Consider the following 19,821-nt stretch of genomic DNA (forward strand, 5'->3'; position numbering starts at 1 on the left):
CGAGTAGGAACCAGACCAACCGCGGCACTGCCCAACGATCACCCCTCGATTTCGAACGGTGATGCGAGAGAGCCCGCGGCTTCACTTTCCAGGTCGATCGTCGCAACCGGTGCGGACTGTCCGGAGTCCGGCGCATTCCAGACGAGAAGGGCTGGCGCGCCAGCATCGACACCGCTCCCGTCGCCAGCGAGCGTCGCAACGATCGTATCCCCCGCGGTCAGTTCCGTCGCGGACTCCGGTGCCGTGGCCTCGCTGCCCCCGACGGAGACAGAAAGCGTGGCTGGGTCGATGGATTGCCCGGACTCGTGCGTGAATGCGACGGTCGTGACCTGTCCATCGGCGTTCGTCGTTGTGGCGATGTTCCAGGACACGGTCGGCATGGTCGAGCCTGAGTCGTCCTCACCGTACACACGCCACTCCTCGTTCTCGGTTCGCAGCCCGACGTCCATGGTCCTCGTCGTTCGATCGCCCGACGTCGTTTTGAGATTCAACTCGACGTGAACCGTGGCGACGTCGTCGTCGGTGGAGACGAGCGTCGCGCCCTCCACCGTTGCATCTGCTGACTGATACATTTCGATCAGGGAGTCGTCGATCTCCGCCGGTGTGGACTTGGAGTGGAGAAGGCCGTTGGCAGTCGCTTTCTCGCCGTCGATGATCGCCTCGTAGAACGCCCTCGCAGTTTCGGCCGGGCCCGACGGGCCTGCGGCCTCTTCGGAGCTATCGGCGTCGCCACCGTCGTCGTCGGAGCTACTGGTTCCGTCAGCACCCTCCTCGTCAGCCGAACTGGTTCCACCGTCTCCGGAGTCGTCCCCATCCCCACCAAGCGCCGAACAGCCGGCGAGTGCCGCAGTCGCGCCGGCACAGCCGAGTAGATAGGTTCGTCGTCGCATGATTACACATTTTCATCGGCAAAAGTAATGGTTGGCATTCGCCGACGGGATGATCGCCGTCCGAGGTGGTGCTCTCACGAACCGATGTCTTCCCGCCAGCTCCGAATCGCACCCTCAGTCGGCGGCGTCAGTTGCTGCTTCGACCCGGAACTCGCCGCCACAGTCCCGACAGCGGTACTGTCCGGGCTGCTCGACGAGTTTCGAACGCCGATAGCGTGCGATCTTCGCTCCGCAGTTCTCGCAGATCACCCACCACTCGGGGTCGGTGAACCGCTCGCAGTTGATCGGCGCGTCGAGCTCCTCGGCAAGCGCCTCGAAGGCTGCCCCGTGGGTCGCGTCGCCGTCCGTGGCGAGCAGATGAACGTGAATCAGTTCGTGGCGGACGGTCGCGGCAGCCGCTTCCCAGCCGTGTTCGGTGAAGTGTGCTCGCGTGATGACGACGGATTCGGGATTGCCGTCGCGGTGTTTGACTGCACCGGCGCGGCGCTTCGCACGCTTGCTCACCGACCACTCGAGAGCGGAGACGTCGACGGAGAGGTCGTGCTGATCGGCGACCGCTCGCGCGTAGAGCTTCGCGGCGGCGAGAAACTCCTCGTCGCTGGCGGCGTCGTCGATCCGATAGCGATCGAGGAGGTCGTCGTCTGGCACGGTGCTATTCGTCGGTGTGCTCGTCGGTCAGGGTAGCTCGACGTCGACGTCGTGGTGCAGACCGGCGGCCTTGACGGTGTTGTACAGGAGCATCGCCCGGGTCATCGGACCGACGCCGCCGGGAACGGGCGTGATCGCCTCGGCCTTGGGCTCGACGCTCTCGAAGTCGACGTCGCCGACGAGCTCGTAGCCCTTCTCGGTGTCGGCGTCGACGGAGTTGATCCCCACGTCGATCACCGTCGTCCCCTCGCTGACCATCTCGCCGTCGATGAACTCGGGGACGCCCGCCGCGGCGACGAGGATGTCCGCACCGCGGGTCTTTGCCGCGAGGTTCTCCGTCCGAGAGTGACAGACCGTGGTGGTCGCGTTGCCGCCGGGCTGCTTCTGAATCAGGAGGTTCGCCATCGGCTTGCCGACGATGTCAGAGCGGCCGACGACGACGGCATCCTTTCCCTCGGGATCGATGCCGGCGTCTTCGAGCAGCTTCTGCACGCCGTGGGGCGTGCAGGGTTTGAACCGGGCCTCGCCAGCGACCAGGCGACCCACGTTCTCGGGGTGGAACCCGTCGACGTCCTTCTCGGGGTCGATCGAGCGGAGAACTCGCGATTTGTCGACGTGATCGGGCAGTGGAAGCTGGACGAGGATTCCGTTGACCTCCGGATCGGCATTCAGCTCCTCGATGGTGTCGTAGAGCTCCTCCGCGGGATCCTCGGCGTCGAGGGTCACGTCGCGGGCCTCGATGCCGACCTCCTCGCAGTCGGACTGTTTCATCGAGACGTAGGTTTCACTCGCGGGGTCCTCGCTCATGAGGACTGTCGCGAGACAGGGCGTCACGTCCTGGTCGGCGAGCCGGTCGATCTCCGCGGAGAGCTCGTCCCGGATCGCCTGCGCGACGGCGTTGCCGTCGATGATGTCGGCCATGTGGAGAGTGGCGCAGGCAGCGGCCTTCAAAGGCTCGGGTTCGCAAGCAGCGCAGGGACCGTAGCGATACTCCCCGATCGTTCGCTGCGCAAAAATGGAGATCCTAGTCGGCGGATACCGTCTCGTTATCGGAGGTTCCTCTCGATGCGCTCGCCCAGGAGTAGCGCACGGAGAACGACCACGAAACCGACTCCGTGGACGATCGACACGTCGTTCAGCGCGGTATAGACCACGACGGCCACAGCCACAGTCCAAAAAGCGAGTTCCACAGCCGAACTACGAACGTCCATATCCACAGAAAACTTTTCCACCCAGACCATAGTTTCGAATACACATCAATACACCAATGTGAAATCGACTCCCCCTGGCGTTCGGCCGGGGAAGGAGTTCCGAACGTCGCACTCCGTGTTGGTTCGGACGTCTGTTCCCTACGAGACGGTGGAAACCGCCGTTTGGAAGTGCAGGGCAGGCTCGAATCGGCCGAAATGTGGCGTAAACCTGTGCTCCGACACCAGCACGCCACTACCCGTCCTGTCGGACCGCGACGACTCGCAACCGCCGGTAGTCTGCAACCCACTCGCCGTCGGTCCAGAGCGCGTCGCGACAGCGATCCTCGACGGCCCGGACGACCGCAGTGCGTGCATCAGCCGAAAGCGGCGCGAGAAGATCGTCGCCGAACCCGCGAATCCAGTTCGCCAGGCCGTCTTCGCCGTCGAGAGGCGTCGGCCGATCGAACAGGCGGAGATCCCGCACTTCGAAGCCACGAGACTCCAGCAGTGACGCGTACTCGCCAGGCGACGGGAAGTACCAGCCGTGTTCGGCGGGATAGCCCCGAGCAGCGAGCTCCGTTTCCAGTGCATCTGTGATCGTGGCGACGTTGCCGACGCCACCGAGTTCAGCGACGAGCCGGCCGCCGGGACGGAGCGCGTCGTGGATCGGCCAGATGGCGGCCTCCTGATCGGAAATCCAGTGGAGTACGGCGTTCGAGAAGACGGCGTCCAGTGAGTTTTCGAATGGGAGCGAACGGGCGTCGGCGCGCAGGAAGTCGACGGCAGGGTAGGTCGATCTTGCCTCTGCGATCATCTCCCGGGACCGATCGAATCCGACGGCCATGCCGTCCGAATCGCCCGCTCGGTCGGCTGCGTTGACCGCCTCCGCGATCGTCGCAGTGAGGTGGCCGGTGCCACAGCCCAGATCGGCGATTCGCTCACCCTGCTCCGGATCGAGGAGATCGATCAGATCCTGAGACGCCTCGTAGACGAATGCGTGATCGTCGTCGTACCGATCGGCGTCCCACTCGTTGTCCACGGCGCCGTCCTCGGCCATGGACGCACGGTTCGATCGCGAGACCCTGAACGTTGCCATGCAGCGAGTGTGAATGTCAGGCACGGCCGACCGAGAAGGCTCCTATTCGGGCACGGCGGAAGACCCTCGAACACCCGACTAGCAAGTCACTGCGTCAGGTGAACGACGAAAAACGATCCGCTGTCAAATTCGCGCTTCGTCAATCTGGTCGACGATCGCCTGCAGATCCGCGGCCGCCTCGATCTCGTCCTGAATCTGCTCGCGCTCGCGGACCTCCTCCGCGCTGGCGCCGTACGCGCGGACGTACTCCGCTCGCGTGTGCTCCTCGAACGCGTGCTTGATCGCGAGATAGCCGTCCGGAACGACCGTTCCACAGACCTTGCACTCGTGGCGTTCGTGATCGTTGGTCTGGTGGACCACGACGTCCTCGACGGCATCGAAAACCTCCGAGCAGCCTTCGATCCCACAGCCCCACGTCATTGTACCACGGTCCAACCCCCTGGCTCAAAACGTTTCCGCCCGCGGGAGGCCGATTCGAGCCGCCGACGGAGATTCGTGCCGCCAGCGGAGCGTCGGAGCTATCCTGCGATGCTCACCGGGCCTCGGAGACTTCGTAGGTGACGTCGGCGTCCCGGAGCGCGTCGGTGACCCGACCGACGGCGTCCGTCGTCGCGGCGACCAGGACGTCGAGACCGCGACCGGCAGCGTCCGCGGCAACGGCACCGGCAGCGAACGCCACGGCCGGTTCGGTATCCACGCGCCGGAGCGCAACGACTGCCTCGACCCCGGAGGCGACGACGAGGTCCATCTCGGCGACTGCGTCGGCGACGGCGTCGTCCGCGACGACCCGGCTCCCGCCGGAGCGGATCGGCGGAATCTGCAGGACGGTGACGCTGCCAGGATCGAGATCGACGACGCCCTCGAACCCGGTGACGCCGACGTCCTGGCCGGCTTCTGCAGCGGTCGTCGTCACGCCCGTCGCCTCGCCCTCTCCGCCGGGAGATGCGTGGAAGAGTCCATCGCGCATCGACAGCGTGACCGTCTGGCCCTCTTCGAGGTCGTCGGTCGCGATCGCGGCGTCCTCCTGGACGCTACCGAGCACGTCCTCGGTGACGTGGTCGACGAACCGCCGGACTTCCGTCGCTTCGCGCAGGAGGAGATCGACGCCCTCCTTCGTGACGCGATAGCGCGAGCGACCCTCCATCTCGACGAGGCCGTCGTCGACCAGCTCCCGGATGTACTCGCTGACTGCTTGGCTGGTCACGCCGACGGCCTCTGCGATCTCGCCCTGGCTAACCGCCGGCTGTCGCTCGGCGATCTCGACGAGGATCCGAAAACGGGTCGCGACCCGCTTGTTGTCCAGAACGTCGGCCATGGGCGTCCTTCGCGCCCGAAGGTAAAAATCGCAGGGGGTCGGGCCCACGACGGATCGCCCGCCTCCACAACGCTTTGGCCGCGGCGGGCGAACGGTCCACCGTGAGCGTTTCCGAGGAGCCGACCGATTCGGAGACCCGGGCCAATTCGGACCCGACGACGCGGGGCGGCCTGCGTCGGTCCACGCGGCTCCTCCTCGTCCTGGGAATCCTCGGCGGGCTCAACTCCGCGACGCTCCTCGTGCTCGAACAGCCCGAGCAGCTATCGCTCGCGACGGACGTCTATTTCCACGCGGCGAGTGCGATGCTCGAGAACGGCGATCTCTACGACGCGTCGCCGCCGGAACTCCCCGGGTATCGGTTCATCTATCCGCCGATCGTCGTCGCGCTGTTCGTGCCGCACGCGCTGCTCGGGAGCGAGACCGCGGCCTTCGCCCTGCAGACGGCCCTCAACGTCGTCGCGGGGCTCGGGATCGCTGTGGTGCTCGTGCGGGCACTCGGCCGTCGTAGCGTCGACCTCGAACTGTTCGACCGGCTACTCCTCGTCGCCTTTGTGTTGCTGTGTTCGTGGTCCACGAACCAGTTCGTCATGGGTCAGGTGAACCTCTGGCTCGCGCTGGTGATCGCACTCGGGATCGACTGGCTCGACGCGGAGTGGTTCGACCGATCGTCGGAGCGAGAAGGATCCGCGGACCGAGAGGGTAAATCGAACCGCTCGACGCCGGCCGGCATCGCGTTCGCGCTCGCTGCACTCGTGAAACTCTTTCCGGCGACGCTCGGACTCTGGCTGGTACGCAGCCGACGGTATCGCGCGGTCGGTGCCGCGATCGCGACCGGCGTCGGGGGACTGGTGCTCGGCGCGCTCGTCTTCGGGCCCGATCTCACGGTCGAGTATCTCGGCGAGGTGCTCCTCGAGCGGTTCGAGGGCCAGACGTTCGAGGGCACGCCGGATCCGGACCGGAATCATACGACGGTCCGCCGGATGCTCGCCGCCATCTTCGGTGGCTCCTCGGCGATCGTGACGCCGCTGGCGTTCGCGATCGTCGTTCCACCGGTCGCGTACTGCTATCGTGACGTGTCCACGGACGCACGGCGGCAGGCGGCAGTGCTCGCTACGCTCGTCGGAACCTTGCTCGTCATGCCGCTCCAGCCGCTTTACTTCTCCTTCCTCTTCCTGCCGGTCGTGGTCCTCGCGGTCGGTCTCGAGGCCGGATGGCCGCGACGGGCGCTCTTTGCGGGAACGCTGCACACGTTCACCTTCGCTGGACCGGGGACCGTCGAGGCCGTCGCGGGGCCGCTCCCCGATTCGCTGGGCGCGTCCCTCGTCGATCTCGGTCGGTCGGTCTTCTCCGTGATTCTCCCGCCGACGGTTGGAATGTGGCTCGTTCTCACCGCCTGCGTGCTGATCCACGCTCGAGGGCGGAAGGGCGTGGATAGCGCTTCGTAACTGTCAGTCCGGTTGTACCCACACCGCACCGAGACGGAGGCCAGCACATACTTGAGGCCGCAGGGGTCGAATGCGAACGACGCGAATCGGCAGGGAGTGTTCAAGGGATATGTCTTCAGGAAGATCGAAGGGACCGGACGAAGTGTTCTGTGAGTCGTGTGGTGAGGCGATCAAGAAAGAGGCCCAGCTGTGCCCGAACTGTGGCGTTCGCAACGGGAAGAGCGGCGGATCGGGCCGCTCGAGCGGCGGACACGATCCGACGAACTACCAGACGAGCGTCTCGGACAGCTGGTGGATCGGCGTTCTGCTCGGTACGATCGTCTGGGCAGCGCTGTTGGTGCTCTCCGGGATGGGTGCCAATCTCGGCGCGGCGGGCGGGTTCGTGGTCCTGGCCGTCTGGGTCGGACTCCCGCTCTCCGTCTACTTCGACGGACAGTACGTGCGCGCAAACAGCGAGTGGGACCCGGAGATCGCTCTCTGGGTGCTGCTCATGCTGGTCTGGGTCGTCAACGTCGTCGTTGGGGCGGTCTACCTCTACCGTCGCCACGAGGTCCTCAGCGAACCCTGAAAACGAGGCCAATTGCGACGGTCGGAGTCCTCAGTTCGTGATCGCGGAAAGGTCCCAATCCCTCACGTCACGGTCCTCGAAGGCCATCCGGTAGGCCAGCACGAAGGTGAGGAAATACAGGACCGTAGAGAGACTCGTGAGGAACAGCCACACCTCGACTTCGGCCCAGTCGAAGTAGGCGCTCCGGAGGAAAGCCTCGACGATTTCCGCGACGTAGACCGCGGCGGCAGCCTGCGCGACAACTGCCTCCTGGGTCCCGTCCTGGACGATCCAGTACGCACCGGCGACGATCGCCGTCGTGCTTACCACGCCGATCAGTAGCCCGACGATCCTGTCGACCTCGTCGAATCGCAGTTCACTGTGTCGCAACAGATCGATCAGAACGTCCAGAAGGAACTGACCGCCGGCGATCGCCAGCGCCGCGATCGCAGCAATCTTGAACAGTGTCCCGATCGAAACGCCGGAGCGGCCCAGTCCTGACATCGGCGCATATTCCATGCCAGGTTGGCTTGAAACCATCGGAGTCACCACTCGCGCTGCCGATCGTCTCCGTTCTCGTCTACAGAAGGGTCAGTCGAGCCAGGCACACAACGTCCCCGACCGTACCGGCGGGTAAGACGGCGTTAGCGCGTGAACCGTCGGGCCCCTTCATGCACTGCGGCGGCGAACGTGATCGTGGGATCATACCATGAGCCAATCCCCGGCGGACACGCAGCGCGGCACCGATCGTGACCCGGATCGCGACCCGGACGAAACGCGTGCGACCACCCGCACGTTCGACACCGACGCGATGAAATGGGTCAGCGGGATCGTCTCGCTGATCGGCCTCTGGATCGCCGCGTCGCCGTTCGTGTACGACACGACCACCATGGCGACCTGGAACAACGCCACCGTTGGGCTCGCGATCTTCCTGGTCGCGGGGTTCACGTACTACCAGCTCGCGAACGGAATGTTCGCCGCCGTCGGCGCGCTCTCGCTGGTCGTGCTTCTCGGACTCTGGACCGCCGCGGCACCGTACGCGATGGACTTCGAGAGTAACGCGCTCCTGTTCAGTAACGTGCTCGCCGGTGCTGCAGTTGCAGTGATCGCCGCGTACGACGCCTACGCGAACCGCGAAGCCCAGACCTCCGGGATGGGGACCCGCGCCTGAGCCGGCTGCGGGTCGTCACTCGTCTCGAGAGAGGGAGGAGGAGAGAAGGGGGAGAGGAGTAGGAGGAGCGACAGCTCGGGCGCTCTACGGGCAGAGCATGCCCACTGAAAGAACAGACCGCGCGACATTTGCGGGCCAAACAGTCAGTCGGCGGGCCGAGCGTGATCCTGCGTCTCCAGCACCTCGAGCCGTAGCTGGGCGAGATGGTGCCGGGTGAACACGACGGCAGCAGTCACCATCGTCGCGGCGAACGCGAAGCCGACGAGGATCGGGAGTTCGGTGAAAATTCCGTTGAGAAGCTGCACGACCGCGAGCACGACCGGGACGACGGCGACGAGCCCGGTCCGAACTGGTGCGTGCCGGAGAGAGGCTGCCAGCGTAACGTCTTCTTTCGACCGCATTGGCCTGTCGTTACCGTGTGTACAAAAAGAACTTCCGGCCGTTCCGTATGCCGATCGCAACGAATCCGAACCGCGTACGCCACGCCTGTTCGCCGGCTTCTCTCCGATGCCTTCGGACTGCCTACCGAGTACTGTCGGCGGTAACGAACGCCTTCTGCCCGGGGATCTGCCGGCAAAATTGAGGGAGTGCATCCCGCCTGCACACAGACAGCACGTCGTCAAGACTGGACGTGTACGCGGCCACCCACGAGGCGCACGTGGCCACGCTCTGGCAGCTATCCCGTGGGAGCGCTCATGTGTCAACGAGAACTTACCACGAGGTGGGCGTGCCTCGTCCATGGGATCGAGGCGAGGGCGAGCGCGCGGCTGCGCTCGGGTACGCCCGCATCTGCAGTAGAGGCCGCCTGGCCCCCGTTTCGGTCGCCACGATCGCGCTCCCCTGCCGAACGGCGCCCGCGACGGAGACCTGCGGCGAAACGCGACACGTTCCGTGGAGCCACCAAGCGAACGACGCGACCGACGGCCGCCGAACGCCCCACTGTCGGCACCGTCGACCCACGAGGGTATCTACGATGGAACCGTCCCACTCCGGGACGCTCTATTTCCGATTTCCACTACCCGAGCTACAGCAGGCGGTGGACGTGATCCCCGTACCCGTCGTCGAGGAGCGCTTCGAGCGCGGCTGGGTCCGTCTCGCCGTCCGCGTTGACCAGATAGGCACGCCCAGGAACGTCCCCGTAGACGCGCTGGAAGTCGTAGACGAAGCCGTAGACGTCGACCGCGTCCGGCACGTCCTCGCTCTCCCGAAGGAAGGCAACCTGCTGATCGACGTTGTACTCGACGAGCTGGTCGACGAGGCCCACGTCGGCGCCGGGATCGACGCGATCGTCCGCGAGCCCGTCCTCCACGACCGGTGCGAGGAGATCGACCCACTTCGCGACGCCGGCAGGCATCGCGCCCTCGTCATCGTCGTTCCCAGCTTGGTCGTCCTGCACGCTTTCGAGAGCAGCCGTCACCGCTCCACAGCCCGTGTGACCGACGACGATTGCGACCTCGGTGTCGGTAAATGCGAGCGGGTAGCAAGTGCTGCCGTCGAGAACGAGTTCGCCGTCGTGGCGATCCCAGACCTGATTGCCGATCGTACTCGGCGTGAACAGCCAGCCCGGTTCGTCGACGTCCCACATCCCTGCCTGGGAGACGCGGGAGTCCGAGCAGCAGATCGAGACGGCGGCGGGTCGCTGACCGTCCTGTACGTCGGCGAAGTGGTCGGCGGCGAGCGATTCGGCGTGGCGATCGTTGCGTTCGACGAGTTCTTGCAGGGTGGCGTCGGCCATGCGTGGCAGTGTGACCGTCTCCGACTTCTACCTTTCCAGTCGTCGTCGGGCGAAAGGGGGAGAGGGGGAGAGAGGGGGAGAGAGAAAGGGTTTCAAGGCCAGTTTCGGGCCCATCCGTCGTGTTTAGTTAAAACTGCGAGTAATACGAGCGATAGCCGACCTCGGAACCGCCATCCTGGTGGCCTGCGGAAATCGGAGATTTCCGGGCGGCCAGAAGACGCGTCTTCTGGCAAACTGAAAGGGCGAGGTCGCTGGCCGAACCCCGACGACGCAAGCACTGCAGGCCGCGAAGCGGCCGAAGCGCGCAGCGTCTTCGCGAACGTGAGTGAGCGAATGGCTCGAGAGACGCAGCCCGGGAACGAGCGGAGCGAGTGACCGGGAACGTCTCGCGGCGAGTCGCGGGAGGCCAGCTGCTGAGGGCTTTCTACCGCTATGTCGTCCGGATGCGTCCCAGTTTGAACGCTCACTAAACACGACCGGGCCCATCCGCCCGAGGCTTTTTCCGTCGTTCCTGCGGTCGACAATGCATGAAGCGCGTCCAGTACGGCGATGGCGACCGACGGCTCGTCGTCGTCCTCGGGTGGGGCAATCGGCCGGAGCACGACGGCGTTCAGTGGCTCGTCGACCAGCTGACGACGGCCGGATACTGCGTCGACGTCTTCGAGCTCCCGCGCACGATCGAGGATTTCGAGGCCGAGTATCTCGAACCGGTCGAGCAGCATCTTGCCGAGCTCGACACGTACCGGCTCCTGAGTCACAGTACCGGCGGACTGATCACCCGGTACGTCTCGGCCGACGACGGGCTCGAGACGCGGACGTACCTCAGTCCGTGGTGGGGATTCCACGAAGGACTCCAGAACCCCATCGTCTCCTCGCTGATGCGGGTGCCTATCGCCCGGCCCATCCTCCCGGTGTCCACAACCAGATCCGATCTGGGCGAACTGGCCTCCGACGAGTGGGTCGAAGACTCGCCGTCGTACGCGGCGCCGACGTTTCTCCGGGAAGCAAAGCGAGCACAGGCGTCGATGCCACCGTTCGACGACCGAGACGCGGTGTTCTACAATCCGGACGATCCGATCGTCAGCGGTGCCGCCATCGAGGCCGACGCTCCCGCCGCGAACAGGGTCAGCTTCGATGGCGGCCACGAACTGTTCAACTCTCGATCGCGGGACGATCACATCGACGCGCTACTTGGAGCGATCGACGGCGGAATCGACGGCATGGACGACTGAACCGATCAAATCGACCGACTGGACGCTGACGAAGGATATCCCGCTCTGTTCGTCCCTAGGCAACTGCTATCCAGAGCCCACTCGGTGTACTCGCCGTCTACCTATTCCACTCGGCCGTGTGGCTCCGCCATGGTCGATTTTGGTAATCCGGCTGGCTTCGACGTCGCGACCGTGCTGACTGGGTCGGGGCTCACCCTCCTGATCTCGGCCGCTATCCTGCAGTACGGAGACGAACTATCCTACAGCGAGCCGGCACTCTACGGCGTGAGCGGGGCCGTCCTCGCCGCGCTGGGTGTCGCGTTCGGTCTCGCACTGGTCGTGAGCGGCTACCGGTGAGGACGCGAGGCGACGACGTGCGACGGATCGGGGGACAGACTGCTCCGCGATTCACGAAACGGGGCGGTCACCCCGCGAGCGGGGAACTCGCCAGCCACGGAAACACGGAGTGGGCGAAGTGGTAGGCGACGACCACGATGATCGGGCCGAGGAAGAGTCCATACCAGCCGAAAGCCATCGTCCCGAGGACGTAGCCCAGAAGGATCAGCCCGAGGTGGATCGATCCCCGTGCGGAGAGATACGTCCGGAGGAAGACGTCCGGAATCGTGTCGATGACGATCGCCGAGACGGCGAGAAAGACGAGCGGGTGCCAGAGCGGCGTCTCGGCCGTCACGGCGAGCACGCCCAGATACGCCGCGTAGGGCAAGTAGACGATCTTCATGCCGACGACCGGGACGATGGTTCCGATTCCGATCAGTGCGCCGAGCAATACGGGCGTCCCGACTACGGATCCTCCTGGTGCGAGCAGGTTCATCCCGGCGTAGAACACCGCCGCCTCGATAGCGGTGAGCACGACCAGCACGAGATTGTTGAAGAAGACGGTCTCGAGATCGTCGTCGACGGCCTGGGTGAACGCGACGATCCGTTCGTCCTGATCGACCGCGTCGTAGAACCACTCACTGATCCGCTGATCGTCCCGGAGCAGGTAGAAGAGCAACACCACCAGGAGAAACACCTGCGCGATGACCTCGAACACCAGTGACGCCACGCCGAACACGCTGTTCGCGACGCTTCGGACCTGTCCCGTCGTCGCTCCACCGCTGCCCGAGGACGCGATCGCGTCGGCCAGCGCCTGGAACTCCCCCCGGCGAGCGAGTCGGAGATACGGCTGGGCAAACGGCCGTGCGGACTCCATCTGACCGCCACGGAGGACGCCCTCGAGCTCGACGGCGATGAGGAAGAGCGCGTAGCCGAGGACGAGGGCCATCGGAACGACGATCGTCGACAGCGTGAGCGTCACCGCGAGGTTGGAATGGCCGATCCGTTCGTCGATCCGGCGGTGGATCGGCCGGGTCGCGTAGTAGAGGAAGATCGCGGCGACGAGCACGCCCACGTACTGGAACAGCGCGAACGCGACGAGGAGCCAGACGACGGCCCCGATCGCGATCCAGAGGCCACGGTCGTGGTCGCCATCGTCGAAAGCATCCATTGTACAGTGTGACCGGTCTCCGATGTGGAACTCACGGCCGAGTCCGTGTCGTCGGCGTGCCAGCGGTCGATCGACGGCGGTGATGGGGCAGGGGAGCTCGGCCCGGCGACACCGGTCGCACTTTCCGAGCCTCTTCACTCTGTTTCTCGCTGCCTACCGCGACGGACTGCCGTCTACGTGGTCCGTACTCGGCTACCGCGTCGCAGTTGCGGTAGTATCAGCAGAAGTAGTGGTAGTACTAGCAGTCGCAGGAGGAGCGCGCCTAGCAACAGCAGCAGTAGGAGTAGCAGTTCGGAGCGATCGACGGGGAGGGGAACGCCAGCCGCCGATCGATGATGTCCGTCTGGCCTACACTGCGCCAGCCTCGCTCAGAACGAGGCGAGGCCGCGCTTGAACTTCCGGACGATGCTCTTTTGCTGGAGATAGCTCCCGAGTGCGAGCATCGTCGGCGCCCAGAGCCCGACGAAAATGCCGTCCAGCTTCTCCCCTTTGACGTAGAACTCGTACCACGACAGGAGGACCGATCCAGCGGCGACCGCGACGAGCGGATCGGCCATCGAGGTCGGGACGCGCTCTTTCATCTCCTCACGCTGCTCGTCGACGTCAGTTTCGACTTCGAGTAACGCCATCGTGCTGCACGACAGCCCCGAGTCGCGTAACGGCTGACCCGTCGAGCGCAGGCCGCGACTCGATTGGACCCCCCAACGGCTGTTTCGTCAAAAAGGTTCGCCCGGCGAGAAACCCGCGTGTTGCACTCTGCACCGGTCGTTTCCCGACGCCTCAGCCGTTTTCTGTGGTCGCGTTGTAGAATGCCGCATGGTCGAGTTTCGAGCCCTCTTCGACGACCGCCGCGTCAACGCCGCCGTCGCCTGGGTCGCAACGATCGCGATCCTGCTCGCCGCGATCGGACTGTTCGCGAGGGGTGCGTTGCTCTGGGCAGTGTTCGCGGTGCTCGTCCTCGCCGTCGTTCTGCTTCCGCCGATTCTCACGCGGGACGTGACGACGACCCTGCCCGGCGAGCTCGTTACGCTGGTCGCGTTTCCCGTGGTTCTCAGCGCGACCGATCTGTTCGCCCAGACGACGCCGTTCGCGACGATGGCCGGCCTTGCGTTGCTGATCGTACTCGTGCTGGACGCTTTCACGTCGTTGGAGATGGTGCCGCGGTTCGCCATCCTCTTCGTCGTCGTGACGACGATGGCGTTCGCTGGCAGCTGGGCGATGGGCGAGTACGCCGCCGACCTCCTCCTGGGAACGACGTTCATCGATGGACAACGCGAGATGAATGTGAATCTCCTGACGGCGACGCTCGTCGGACTGATCGCGGGGATCGTGTTCGCTGCGTACTTCCGCGAAACCGACGGTGACGCGCCCCTCTCCGGGCGTCGGTTCCCCTTCGTACTCGGTACGCCGACCACAGCGACCGAGGGAAGTGGTGAGATGAGCGGGAAGGGAAGTAGGGAGACGAGTGGAGCGGCAAGCGCGAACGGGGCTAATGAGGGGAGCGGAGGGGAGGGTGACGAGAAGGGTACTGAGATGAGCGAGGAGAGTAACGATACCAAGAGTGACGACGTCGTCGAGGGATCGGCTGCAACCGAGGAGGTCGAAGATGCGCCGGCGTTCCACGTGGCGATCCGGGCGTTGCAGGTCGTGCTCGTCGCAATTTTTCTCTACTCGGTCGTCACCGTCCAGTGGTCGCTCGTGATCAACAGTGGGGTACCACTCGCGCTGAGCTTCTTGCCAGCAATCGCGCGCTGGCGATACGGCTATCCGATGCACGCCGGACTCGCCCTGCTGATCGCGCTCGCCGCCACGCTGCACGCGGTCGGCGCACTCGGACCGTACCAGCAGACCGACTGGTACGATACGGTGACCCACGCGCTATCCTCGACCCTCGTCGCGGGGGTCGGCTACGCGATCGCTCACAGCATCGAGTTGCACACGGACCGAGTGTCGTTTTCGCCGCGCTTTCGGGGAGTGTTCGTGGTTCTCTTCGTGCTCGCCGTCGGGGTCCTCTGGGAGATAATGGAGTTCACGAGCGGTATCGCGGCGGGGCTACTCGGTGGGGAGGTGCTCGCCCAGTACGGCGTCAGTGACATCGTGAAAGATCTGACCTTCAACACCGTTGGCGCGATCATCGTGGCGCTATGGGGCACGGCACTGTTTCGCCAGTCCGCCAGACGGCTCACCGACAACGTCGGTCAGCTGTTCAGTTGAGCACCCCTTGCCAGCCCCGCCTCACGGGCGGGGCCGCCCACCGACTCGGCGCCAATGTGTGGCCTGAGCACATATGACGTGAACCATAATGTTTATCAGATGACCAGTAGCACACCAACTGGCACGGAGAGTACGGGCCGGACCAGCTACAATGACGCGCCAAACCGCGAAACAGGGGCCGAGGAACGCCTCCTCGGACGACGACGGATCGACGACCGCTAGCAGCGGCGGGGAAGCGACCACAGAGGACAGATCGACACCAAACGTCTCGCGGGACGCTATCTTCGACGCGCTCAAGAACAGCCGGCGGCGGCTCACGCTCCAGCATCTCTACGAAAGAGGAGAGGCCGAGACCGTCAACCACCTCGTCGACCACGTCGCGGCCCTCGAGAACGACACCACGCCGGCGGAGCTCACCTCCGATCAGCGAAAACGAGTGTACGTCGGCCTCTACCAGAGCCACCTCCCACGGCTCGACGACATGGAGTTCGTGGAGTTCGACCAGAGCGCAGGAACGGTCGAACTCGGGGCAGCGGGGCCAGCCCTCGAGCAGTACCTCTGCGAGGGCGACGACGGTGACGAAGGGGCCTGGTACCAGATCCACCTCGCATACGTCGCGCTCACCGCTGTCGTGTTGGCAGGGGCGTTCGCGGGCGGCTTGGTGACGATCGTCGGTGCCACAGCGGTACTCGCTGGGATCGGTGCGGGCGTCGGCGGACTCGCGGCCTACCAATGGCGAATCGAGCGCGAGTGAGCCAGGACGACGGATCCTGCGGCGGTCCACCTCACAGCGACACAGTACCTGGAGGCAGGTCAGGCGACGCTACTCGATCGAACTGTCGATATCCTCCCAAACAATCATCAGATGGTGGAAACGACTAGCATGGCATGGACGCCGGCATCGACTACAGCCAGTACGACGCTGGACGTCACCTGAACTACTGGGCCGTCGACCGGACCCTCCAGCGCGAACTCGAACTGGTGCTCCCCGGCGAGGCGTTCGACTGGGCGGAGCCGCGGCTCTCCGAGTTCGGCGCACTCGTGGGCACCACCGTCGCGGACAACGCCGACTACATCGACGATCACGGGCCCGAACTCGAGACGTACGACGAGTTCGGCGAGGTGCAGAACTTCGTCAGCTATCCGGCCGAGCAGTTCGAGAACGAACGGGCCGTCTACGAGTCGGGGATCGTCGGCGACGCCTTCGAGGCGCCGCCGGGGCGGGACGAACCGATGCCGTTCTCGCAGTATTTCGGCACGCTCCAGTTCCTCTCCTACGCGGAGGGCGGTGGCTTTGCCTGTCCGGTCGCGATGACCGCCGGCGCGGCGCTCGTCCTCGACCGCTTCGACGACGGCGAGCTCGACGCGTACTACCACGGGCTCGTCAGCCGGGAGTACGACGACATGATCGAGGGTGCCATGTTCCTAACCGAGGAACAGGGCGGCAGCGACGTCGGCGCGATCGAGACCACGGCGAGCTACGACGAGGACGCCGACTGCTGGCGGCTCACGGGCGAGAAGTGGTTCTGCTCGAATATCGACGCCGAAGGCACGCTCGTGCTGGCCAGAATCGAGGGCGCGCCCTCGGGCACCGACGGACTCTCGATGTTTCTCGTTCCCCACGGCGATCCGTTCGCATCGTCGTGGGACGGCGACGTGCTGACGAAGGGTCGCCGCACCGCGTTCGACGGCGCGCCGCCGCCCGAGGCGCTCAACGACCAGTGCTACCGGCGACTCAAGGACAAACTCGGAACGATCGCCGTCCCGACGGGCGAGGTCGAGTTCGAGGACACGACGGCGTTCCTCGTCGGCGAGCGGGATGCGGGGTTCAGACAGATGGCGGAGATGCTCAACCTCGAACGGCTCTCGAACGCCGCGGCGGCGTGTGGCGTGATGGGCCGCGCGCTGCTGGAGAGCAAGATCCGCGCGGCGAACCGCGAGGCCTTCGGGAGCACCATCGACGAGTACCCGCTCATGCGAGCAGATCTCGTGGACATGGCAGTCGACTACGAGGCGGCGACGGCGTTCACCCAGGAGGCAGGTCGGCTGTTCTCCGAGCGCGAGCGAGCCGTGCGTGCCGGAGCGGACGACAGCGAAGACGCCCGGCACACCTATCGCTTGCTCCGACTGCTCACGCCGATCGCCAAGCTCCGGACCGCCCGAATGGCGATCGATACGGCCTCCTACGCGATGGAGATCCAGGGCGGCAACGGCTACGTCGACGAGTTCGTCACCCACCGGCTGCTCCGCGACGCGCAGGTGCTCCCGATTTGGGAAGGCACCGAGAACGTCCTCTCCCTGGACGTGTTGCGGGCGATCGACCGCGAGGACGCTCACGAACCCTTCTTCGAGGTGATGCAGGAACGGCTCGACGCCGTCGACCATCCCGCGCTGTCGGACGCCGCCGCGACCGTCGAGGCCGAGTACAACGATTTCGTCGAGGCGTTGGCGACTCTCGCGAGCGAGGACGAGGAGTACGCACAGCTCTCCGCCAAGCGGCTGGCCCACTACGTCTTCGAAGTGTTCACCGCCGGACTGCTGCTCGAAGAAGCACAGCACAGTCTGGCCGAAGACGAGAACGGTCGGATGGCACTCGTCGCTCGGCGGTTCGTCGATCGGGAACTGGGCGAATCGACCGCTCGCGGAATTACGGATGGCGACAGGTTCGCCGTAGAGTGGTTCGAGGAAATCGTGCAGTTCGAACCGACTGACGCCGAATCCCTCCTGACGGAGCATTGATGCGGGTGAACGCTCGGTCCTGTGACCACCGAAGCCGCGCCGCTCGCAGGCAAGATTCACGCGCCACGACAGGATTTCGCCAGCTAGCTCACGCGAAGTTCGCGACGATCTGAACGGTGAAGTAGTCGATGGGGAAGGACGGATCGCTACCAAACGTCACCGCCCACTGCCAGGTGTCGCCCGCCCCGAGACGGTCGCGTTCGGCCTGGGTGCTGGTCGCGTCCCTGACGCCGTGCCCCTCCTCGTCCCTGTTGTAGAGGACGACCTCGGCGTTGAGCGGACGGAGTACCCGATCGCCGGTGTTGGTCGCGTCGCCAGCGACCACGATCCCACGCTCTCCCGCACGCTGGAAGATGACGTCGCTCATCGAGAGTTCCTCGGATTCCCGGGGAACCACGTTCCCGACGGAGTCCTCGTATGGCGATTGGTTCTGGGGAGCGTTGCGCCCGATAGCCACCTCGACGTCGGCGGTGTCGGGGTCGACGTCGGGAGCCCCGCCGCTGTTCGTTCCGCTGCCGGAGCATCCAGCGACGCCGACGGTCGCCGTTGCGGTCAGTGCCGTCCGAACGAACTGTCGTCGGTTCATGGTGGGTAGTGACGAATCGTACGGAACCGCCGAACCACTCGACGAGTCGGTGGCGTCGTGCATTCGGAGGCCACCGATCCGCAAAAACCCGGGAGACGGTTCAACGGCCGTAACCGTGGCCACACGCGAGCAATAGCGAGAATCCGCAGATCGTTGCGTTGCGGTTGTATCCACAGAGCCGACGAAGAGGCCTGGTGTTGCCGGTTCACCGGACTCGTTGGATGGCCGACACGCTTGCCAGGCGTCCCGACGCGTTGGACAACCGTACCGGACATTGGCTGAGCATATCGATACGTTGGCCGACCGTACTTCGAATGCGGCGATCTGTACGGATCTGCTAACTTTTCGACGGGGCCGTGAAGATCGGAGCGATGTCTCGAAGCGGATTCTACGCGATGGCGATCGCGGCGATCGCAACGATCGCGCTCCTCGGCGGCGGGCTGGTCGCGCCGTTGGGAGCGGGGACGCCTGCGCTCACGCCGGACGATGGCGGCACTGCGAACGCCGCTAGCGTCGACGGCGTCCTGCAACAGCAACAGCAGACCGGCGAGGCGTGTAACTACACGGCGCTGTACGAGCAGACGATCGACGGCGTCGTCACGATCCAGCGAGGCGGTGGCCTCGGCTCTGGATTCGTGACGGAGCTGGGCGGGAACGACTCCGCGCGGTACGTGGTCACGAACGCGCACGTCGTGGGCGACGCGGCGAACGCGACCGTCCAGTTCGATCGTGGCGAGTCCATAACTGGCGAGGTCGTTGGGACCGACGTGTCCAGTGACCTCGCGACCGTGCGGGTCACGGACGTTCCCGAGTACGTCGACGCGCTCCCGCTGACCAACCAGAGCCTCGCCCACGGCCAGCGCGTCGCTGCCCTCGGGAGCCCGTTCGGTCTCGAGGCGACGATCACCCACGGCATCATCAGCGGCCTCGATCGGTCGATGCCGACGAACCGCGGCTACACCATTCCCAACGTCGTGCAGACGGACGCAGCCATCAGCTCCGGCAACAGCGGCGGTCCGCTCGTGACCTGTGAGGGAGCAGTGGTCGGCGTCAACACCGCCGGGATCGCTGCGCAGGGCGCTGAGAACATCGGCTTCGGCGTCCCCGCCTCGACGGTGGAGCTCGTGATCCCGTCGCTGATCCAGACTGGCGAGTTCACCCACACGACGCTGGGCGTGAGCGGCGTCACGCTCACCCCAGCCATCGCACAGGCGAACGACCTCGACGTGAACCGAGGCGTTCTCGTGGCCGCCGTCGACGAGAACGCTCCCGCTGCCGAGGTGCTCCAGGGAAGTGAGGAGCGCGTTCGGACCAACGGTCGAATCGTTCCCGTCGGCGGCGACGTCATCGTCGCCATCGAGGGGCAGCCGGTCGCGAACGGGGAGGACGTCGCGTCGATACTGCTCTCCCAGACGCGGCCAGGTGACGAAATCGAGGTCACGATCATCCGCGACGGGCAGGAAACGACCGTGACGACGACCGTCATCGAACCGCCGGAGCCGACGATGCCGTAGCGAGCGAATCGAG

At 65.3% G+C, this 19,821-nt stretch carries 22 protein-coding genes; 9 read left to right on the forward strand and 13 right to left on the reverse strand.

The window, feature by feature from the left end; translation table 11 throughout:
* Positions 1-38: 38 nt before the first annotated feature.
* From MXF70_RS14725 to MXF70_RS14755, 7 genes are all read right to left on the reverse strand, one after another.
* Positions 39-890, reverse strand: a complete 852-nt coding sequence (locus tag MXF70_RS14725; RefSeq protein WP_248516460.1) for a hypothetical protein — start codon at positions 888-890, stop codon at positions 39-41.
* Between the two features lie 114 nt (positions 891-1,004).
* Positions 1,005-1,538 (reverse strand): SprT-like domain-containing protein, encoded by a 534-nt coding sequence (locus MXF70_RS14730; protein ID WP_248516461.1) that lies wholly within the window; start codon positions 1,536-1,538, stop codon positions 1,005-1,007.
* A gap of 27 nt (positions 1,539-1,565) precedes the next feature.
* Entirely contained in the window at positions 1,566-2,459 is an 894-nt protein-coding gene (folD, locus tag MXF70_RS14735) for a bifunctional methylenetetrahydrofolate dehydrogenase/methenyltetrahydrofolate cyclohydrolase FolD (RefSeq protein WP_248516462.1), read from the reverse strand.
* A gap of 125 nt (positions 2,460-2,584) precedes the next feature.
* On the reverse strand, positions 2,585-2,779 hold the full coding sequence (locus tag MXF70_RS14740) for a hypothetical protein (RefSeq protein ID WP_248516463.1): 195 nt from the start codon (positions 2,777-2,779) through the stop codon (positions 2,585-2,587).
* A 202-nt stretch (positions 2,780-2,981) separates the two neighbouring features.
* Entirely contained in the window at positions 2,982-3,785 is an 804-nt protein-coding gene (locus tag MXF70_RS14745; RefSeq protein WP_248516464.1) for a class I SAM-dependent methyltransferase, read from the reverse strand.
* A gap of 162 nt (positions 3,786-3,947) precedes the next feature.
* Positions 3,948-4,244 (reverse strand): DUF7565 family protein, encoded by a 297-nt coding sequence (locus MXF70_RS14750; protein WP_248516465.1) that lies wholly within the window; start codon positions 4,242-4,244, stop codon positions 3,948-3,950.
* A 112-nt stretch (positions 4,245-4,356) separates the two neighbouring features.
* Positions 4,357-5,139, reverse strand: coding sequence for a DUF7839 domain-containing protein (locus tag MXF70_RS14755; protein ID WP_248516466.1), 783 nt, complete (start codon positions 5,137-5,139; stop codon positions 4,357-4,359).
* 101 nt (positions 5,140-5,240) lie between these two features.
* Here MXF70_RS14755 and MXF70_RS14760 point away from each other — a divergent pair, with 101 nt between their 5' ends.
* Together MXF70_RS14760 and MXF70_RS14765 are read left to right on the forward strand one after the other, a co-directional pair.
* Positions 5,241-6,584 (forward strand): glycosyltransferase family 87 protein, encoded by a 1,344-nt coding sequence (locus MXF70_RS14760; protein WP_248516467.1) that lies wholly within the window; start codon positions 5,241-5,243, stop codon positions 6,582-6,584.
* A gap of 109 nt (positions 6,585-6,693) precedes the next feature.
* Positions 6,694-7,152: a zinc ribbon domain-containing protein gene (locus MXF70_RS14765; protein ID WP_248516468.1), complete on the forward strand. Its 459-nt coding sequence runs from the start codon at positions 6,694-6,696 to the stop codon at positions 7,150-7,152.
* Between the two features lie 30 nt (positions 7,153-7,182).
* Here the strand turns inward: MXF70_RS14765 and MXF70_RS14770 are convergent, their stop codons facing one another.
* The gene (locus MXF70_RS14770) at positions 7,183-7,635 is read right to left on the reverse strand and encodes a hypothetical protein (RefSeq protein ID WP_248516469.1); all 453 of its coding nucleotides are present in this window, start codon (positions 7,633-7,635) and stop codon (positions 7,183-7,185) included.
* Positions 7,636-7,840: 205 nt separating this feature from the next.
* On the opposite strand from MXF70_RS14770, the gene MXF70_RS14775 reads away from it, so the two are divergent.
* Positions 7,841-8,302: an SPW repeat protein gene (locus tag MXF70_RS14775; RefSeq protein WP_248516470.1), complete on the forward strand. Its 462-nt coding sequence runs from the start codon at positions 7,841-7,843 to the stop codon at positions 8,300-8,302.
* A 143-nt stretch (positions 8,303-8,445) separates the two neighbouring features.
* Here MXF70_RS14775 and MXF70_RS14780 read toward each other — a convergent pair whose 3' ends face one another.
* Positions 8,446-8,703 (reverse strand): hypothetical protein, encoded by a 258-nt coding sequence (locus tag MXF70_RS14780; RefSeq protein WP_248516471.1) that lies wholly within the window; start codon positions 8,701-8,703, stop codon positions 8,446-8,448.
* A 623-nt stretch (positions 8,704-9,326) separates the two neighbouring features.
* Positions 9,327-10,037, reverse strand: a complete 711-nt coding sequence (locus MXF70_RS14785) for a carbonic anhydrase (protein ID WP_248516472.1) — start codon at positions 10,035-10,037, stop codon at positions 9,327-9,329.
* Positions 10,038-10,564: 527 nt separating this feature from the next.
* Here MXF70_RS14785 and MXF70_RS14790 point away from each other — a divergent pair.
* Positions 10,565-11,269 carry a lipase family protein gene (locus MXF70_RS14790; protein WP_248516473.1) on the forward strand — a complete coding sequence of 235 codons (705 nt, stop codon included), beginning with the start codon at positions 10,565-10,567 and terminating at the stop codon, positions 11,267-11,269.
* A gap of 129 nt (positions 11,270-11,398) precedes the next feature.
* On the forward strand, positions 11,399-11,605 hold the full coding sequence (locus MXF70_RS14795; protein ID WP_248516474.1) for a hypothetical protein: 207 nt from the start codon (positions 11,399-11,401) through the stop codon (positions 11,603-11,605).
* A 67-nt stretch (positions 11,606-11,672) separates the two neighbouring features.
* Here the strand turns inward: MXF70_RS14795 and MXF70_RS14800 are convergent, their stop codons facing one another.
* Positions 11,673-12,755, reverse strand: a complete 1,083-nt coding sequence (locus tag MXF70_RS14800; RefSeq protein WP_248516475.1) for an AI-2E family transporter — start codon at positions 12,753-12,755, stop codon at positions 11,673-11,675.
* 368 nt (positions 12,756-13,123) lie between these two features.
* Positions 13,124-13,384, reverse strand: coding sequence for a hypothetical protein (locus MXF70_RS14805; protein WP_248516476.1), 261 nt, complete (start codon positions 13,382-13,384; stop codon positions 13,124-13,126).
* Positions 13,385-13,571: 187 nt separating this feature from the next.
* On the opposite strand from MXF70_RS14805, the gene MXF70_RS14810 reads away from it, so the two are divergent.
* The 3 genes from MXF70_RS14810 (at position 13,572) to MXF70_RS14820 (ending at position 17,708) form a co-directional block, all read left to right on the forward strand.
* The gene (locus MXF70_RS14810; RefSeq protein ID WP_248516477.1) at positions 13,572-14,969 is read left to right on the forward strand and encodes a DUF2238 domain-containing protein; all 1,398 of its coding nucleotides are present in this window, start codon (positions 13,572-13,574) and stop codon (positions 14,967-14,969) included.
* Positions 14,970-15,120: 151 nt separating this feature from the next.
* Positions 15,121-15,723: a DUF7344 domain-containing protein gene (locus MXF70_RS14815; RefSeq protein WP_248516478.1), complete on the forward strand. Its 603-nt coding sequence runs from the start codon at positions 15,121-15,123 to the stop codon at positions 15,721-15,723.
* Between the two features lie 134 nt (positions 15,724-15,857).
* Positions 15,858-17,708 carry an acyl-CoA dehydrogenase family protein gene (locus MXF70_RS14820; protein ID WP_248516479.1) on the forward strand — a complete coding sequence of 617 codons (1,851 nt, stop codon included), beginning with the start codon at positions 15,858-15,860 and terminating at the stop codon, positions 17,706-17,708.
* Positions 17,709-17,796: 88 nt separating this feature from the next.
* Here MXF70_RS14820 and MXF70_RS14825 read toward each other — a convergent pair whose 3' ends face one another.
* Positions 17,797-18,357, reverse strand: coding sequence for an FxLYD domain-containing protein (locus MXF70_RS14825; protein WP_248516480.1), 561 nt, complete (start codon positions 18,355-18,357; stop codon positions 17,797-17,799).
* Between the two features lie 308 nt (positions 18,358-18,665).
* Between MXF70_RS14825 and MXF70_RS14830 the strand changes: the two genes are divergently transcribed.
* Positions 18,666-19,808: a S1C family serine protease gene (locus tag MXF70_RS14830; RefSeq protein WP_248516481.1), complete on the forward strand. Its 1,143-nt coding sequence runs from the start codon at positions 18,666-18,668 to the stop codon at positions 19,806-19,808.
* Positions 19,809-19,821 lie beyond the last annotated feature (13 nt).

Source organism: Salinarchaeum laminariae (genome assembly GCF_023204835.1).
GTDB classification, from domain to species: Archaea; Halobacteriota; Halobacteria; order Halobacteriales; family Salinarchaeaceae; genus Salinarchaeum; species Salinarchaeum laminariae.

Bases quoted from the DNA above. Each gene is read 5' to 3' on its own strand.
- MXF70_RS14725 (WP_248516460.1), bottom strand. From the start codon at position 890: ATGCGACGACGAACCTATCTACTCGGCTGTGCCGGCGCGACTGCGGCA.
- folD (WP_248516462.1), bottom strand. From the start codon at position 2,459: ATGGCCGACATCATCGACGGCAACGCCGTCGCGCAGGCGATCCGGGAC.
- MXF70_RS14740 (WP_248516463.1), bottom strand. From the start codon at position 2,779: ATGGTCTGGGTGGAAAAGTTTTCTGTGGATATGGACGTTCGTAGTTCG.
- MXF70_RS14745 (WP_248516464.1), bottom strand. From the start codon at position 3,785: ATGGCCGAGGACGGCGCCGTGGACAACGAGTGGGACGCCGATCGGTAC.
- MXF70_RS14750 (WP_248516465.1), bottom strand. From the start codon at position 4,244: ATGACGTGGGGCTGTGGGATCGAAGGCTGCTCGGAGGTTTTCGATGCC.
- MXF70_RS14755 (WP_248516466.1), bottom strand. From the start codon at position 5,139: ATGGCCGACGTTCTGGACAACAAGCGGGTCGCGACCCGTTTTCGGATC.
- MXF70_RS14765 (WP_248516468.1), top strand. From the start codon at position 6,694: ATGTCTTCAGGAAGATCGAAGGGACCGGACGAAGTGTTCTGTGAGTCG.
- MXF70_RS14770 (WP_248516469.1), bottom strand. From the start codon at position 7,635: ATGTCAGGACTGGGCCGCTCCGGCGTTTCGATCGGGACACTGTTCAAG.
- MXF70_RS14775 (WP_248516470.1), top strand. From the start codon at position 7,841: ATGAGCCAATCCCCGGCGGACACGCAGCGCGGCACCGATCGTGACCCG.
- MXF70_RS14780 (WP_248516471.1), bottom strand. From the start codon at position 8,703: ATGCGGTCGAAAGAAGACGTTACGCTGGCAGCCTCTCTCCGGCACGCA.
- MXF70_RS14785 (WP_248516472.1), bottom strand. From the start codon at position 10,037: ATGGCCGACGCCACCCTGCAAGAACTCGTCGAACGCAACGATCGCCAC.
- MXF70_RS14790 (WP_248516473.1), top strand. From the start codon at position 10,565: ATGAAGCGCGTCCAGTACGGCGATGGCGACCGACGGCTCGTCGTCGTC.
- MXF70_RS14795 (WP_248516474.1), top strand. From the start codon at position 11,399: ATGGTCGATTTTGGTAATCCGGCTGGCTTCGACGTCGCGACCGTGCTG.
- MXF70_RS14800 (WP_248516475.1), bottom strand. From the start codon at position 12,755: ATGGATGCTTTCGACGATGGCGACCACGACCGTGGCCTCTGGATCGCG.
- MXF70_RS14805 (WP_248516476.1), bottom strand. From the start codon at position 13,384: ATGGCGTTACTCGAAGTCGAAACTGACGTCGACGAGCAGCGTGAGGAG.
- MXF70_RS14810 (WP_248516477.1), top strand. From the start codon at position 13,572: ATGGTCGAGTTTCGAGCCCTCTTCGACGACCGCCGCGTCAACGCCGCC.
- MXF70_RS14815 (WP_248516478.1), top strand. From the start codon at position 15,121: ATGACGCGCCAAACCGCGAAACAGGGGCCGAGGAACGCCTCCTCGGAC.
- MXF70_RS14820 (WP_248516479.1), top strand. From the start codon at position 15,858: ATGGACGCCGGCATCGACTACAGCCAGTACGACGCTGGACGTCACCTG.
- MXF70_RS14825 (WP_248516480.1), bottom strand. From the start codon at position 18,357: ATGCACGACGCCACCGACTCGTCGAGTGGTTCGGCGGTTCCGTACGAT.
- MXF70_RS14830 (WP_248516481.1), top strand. From the start codon at position 18,666: ATGTCTCGAAGCGGATTCTACGCGATGGCGATCGCGGCGATCGCAACG.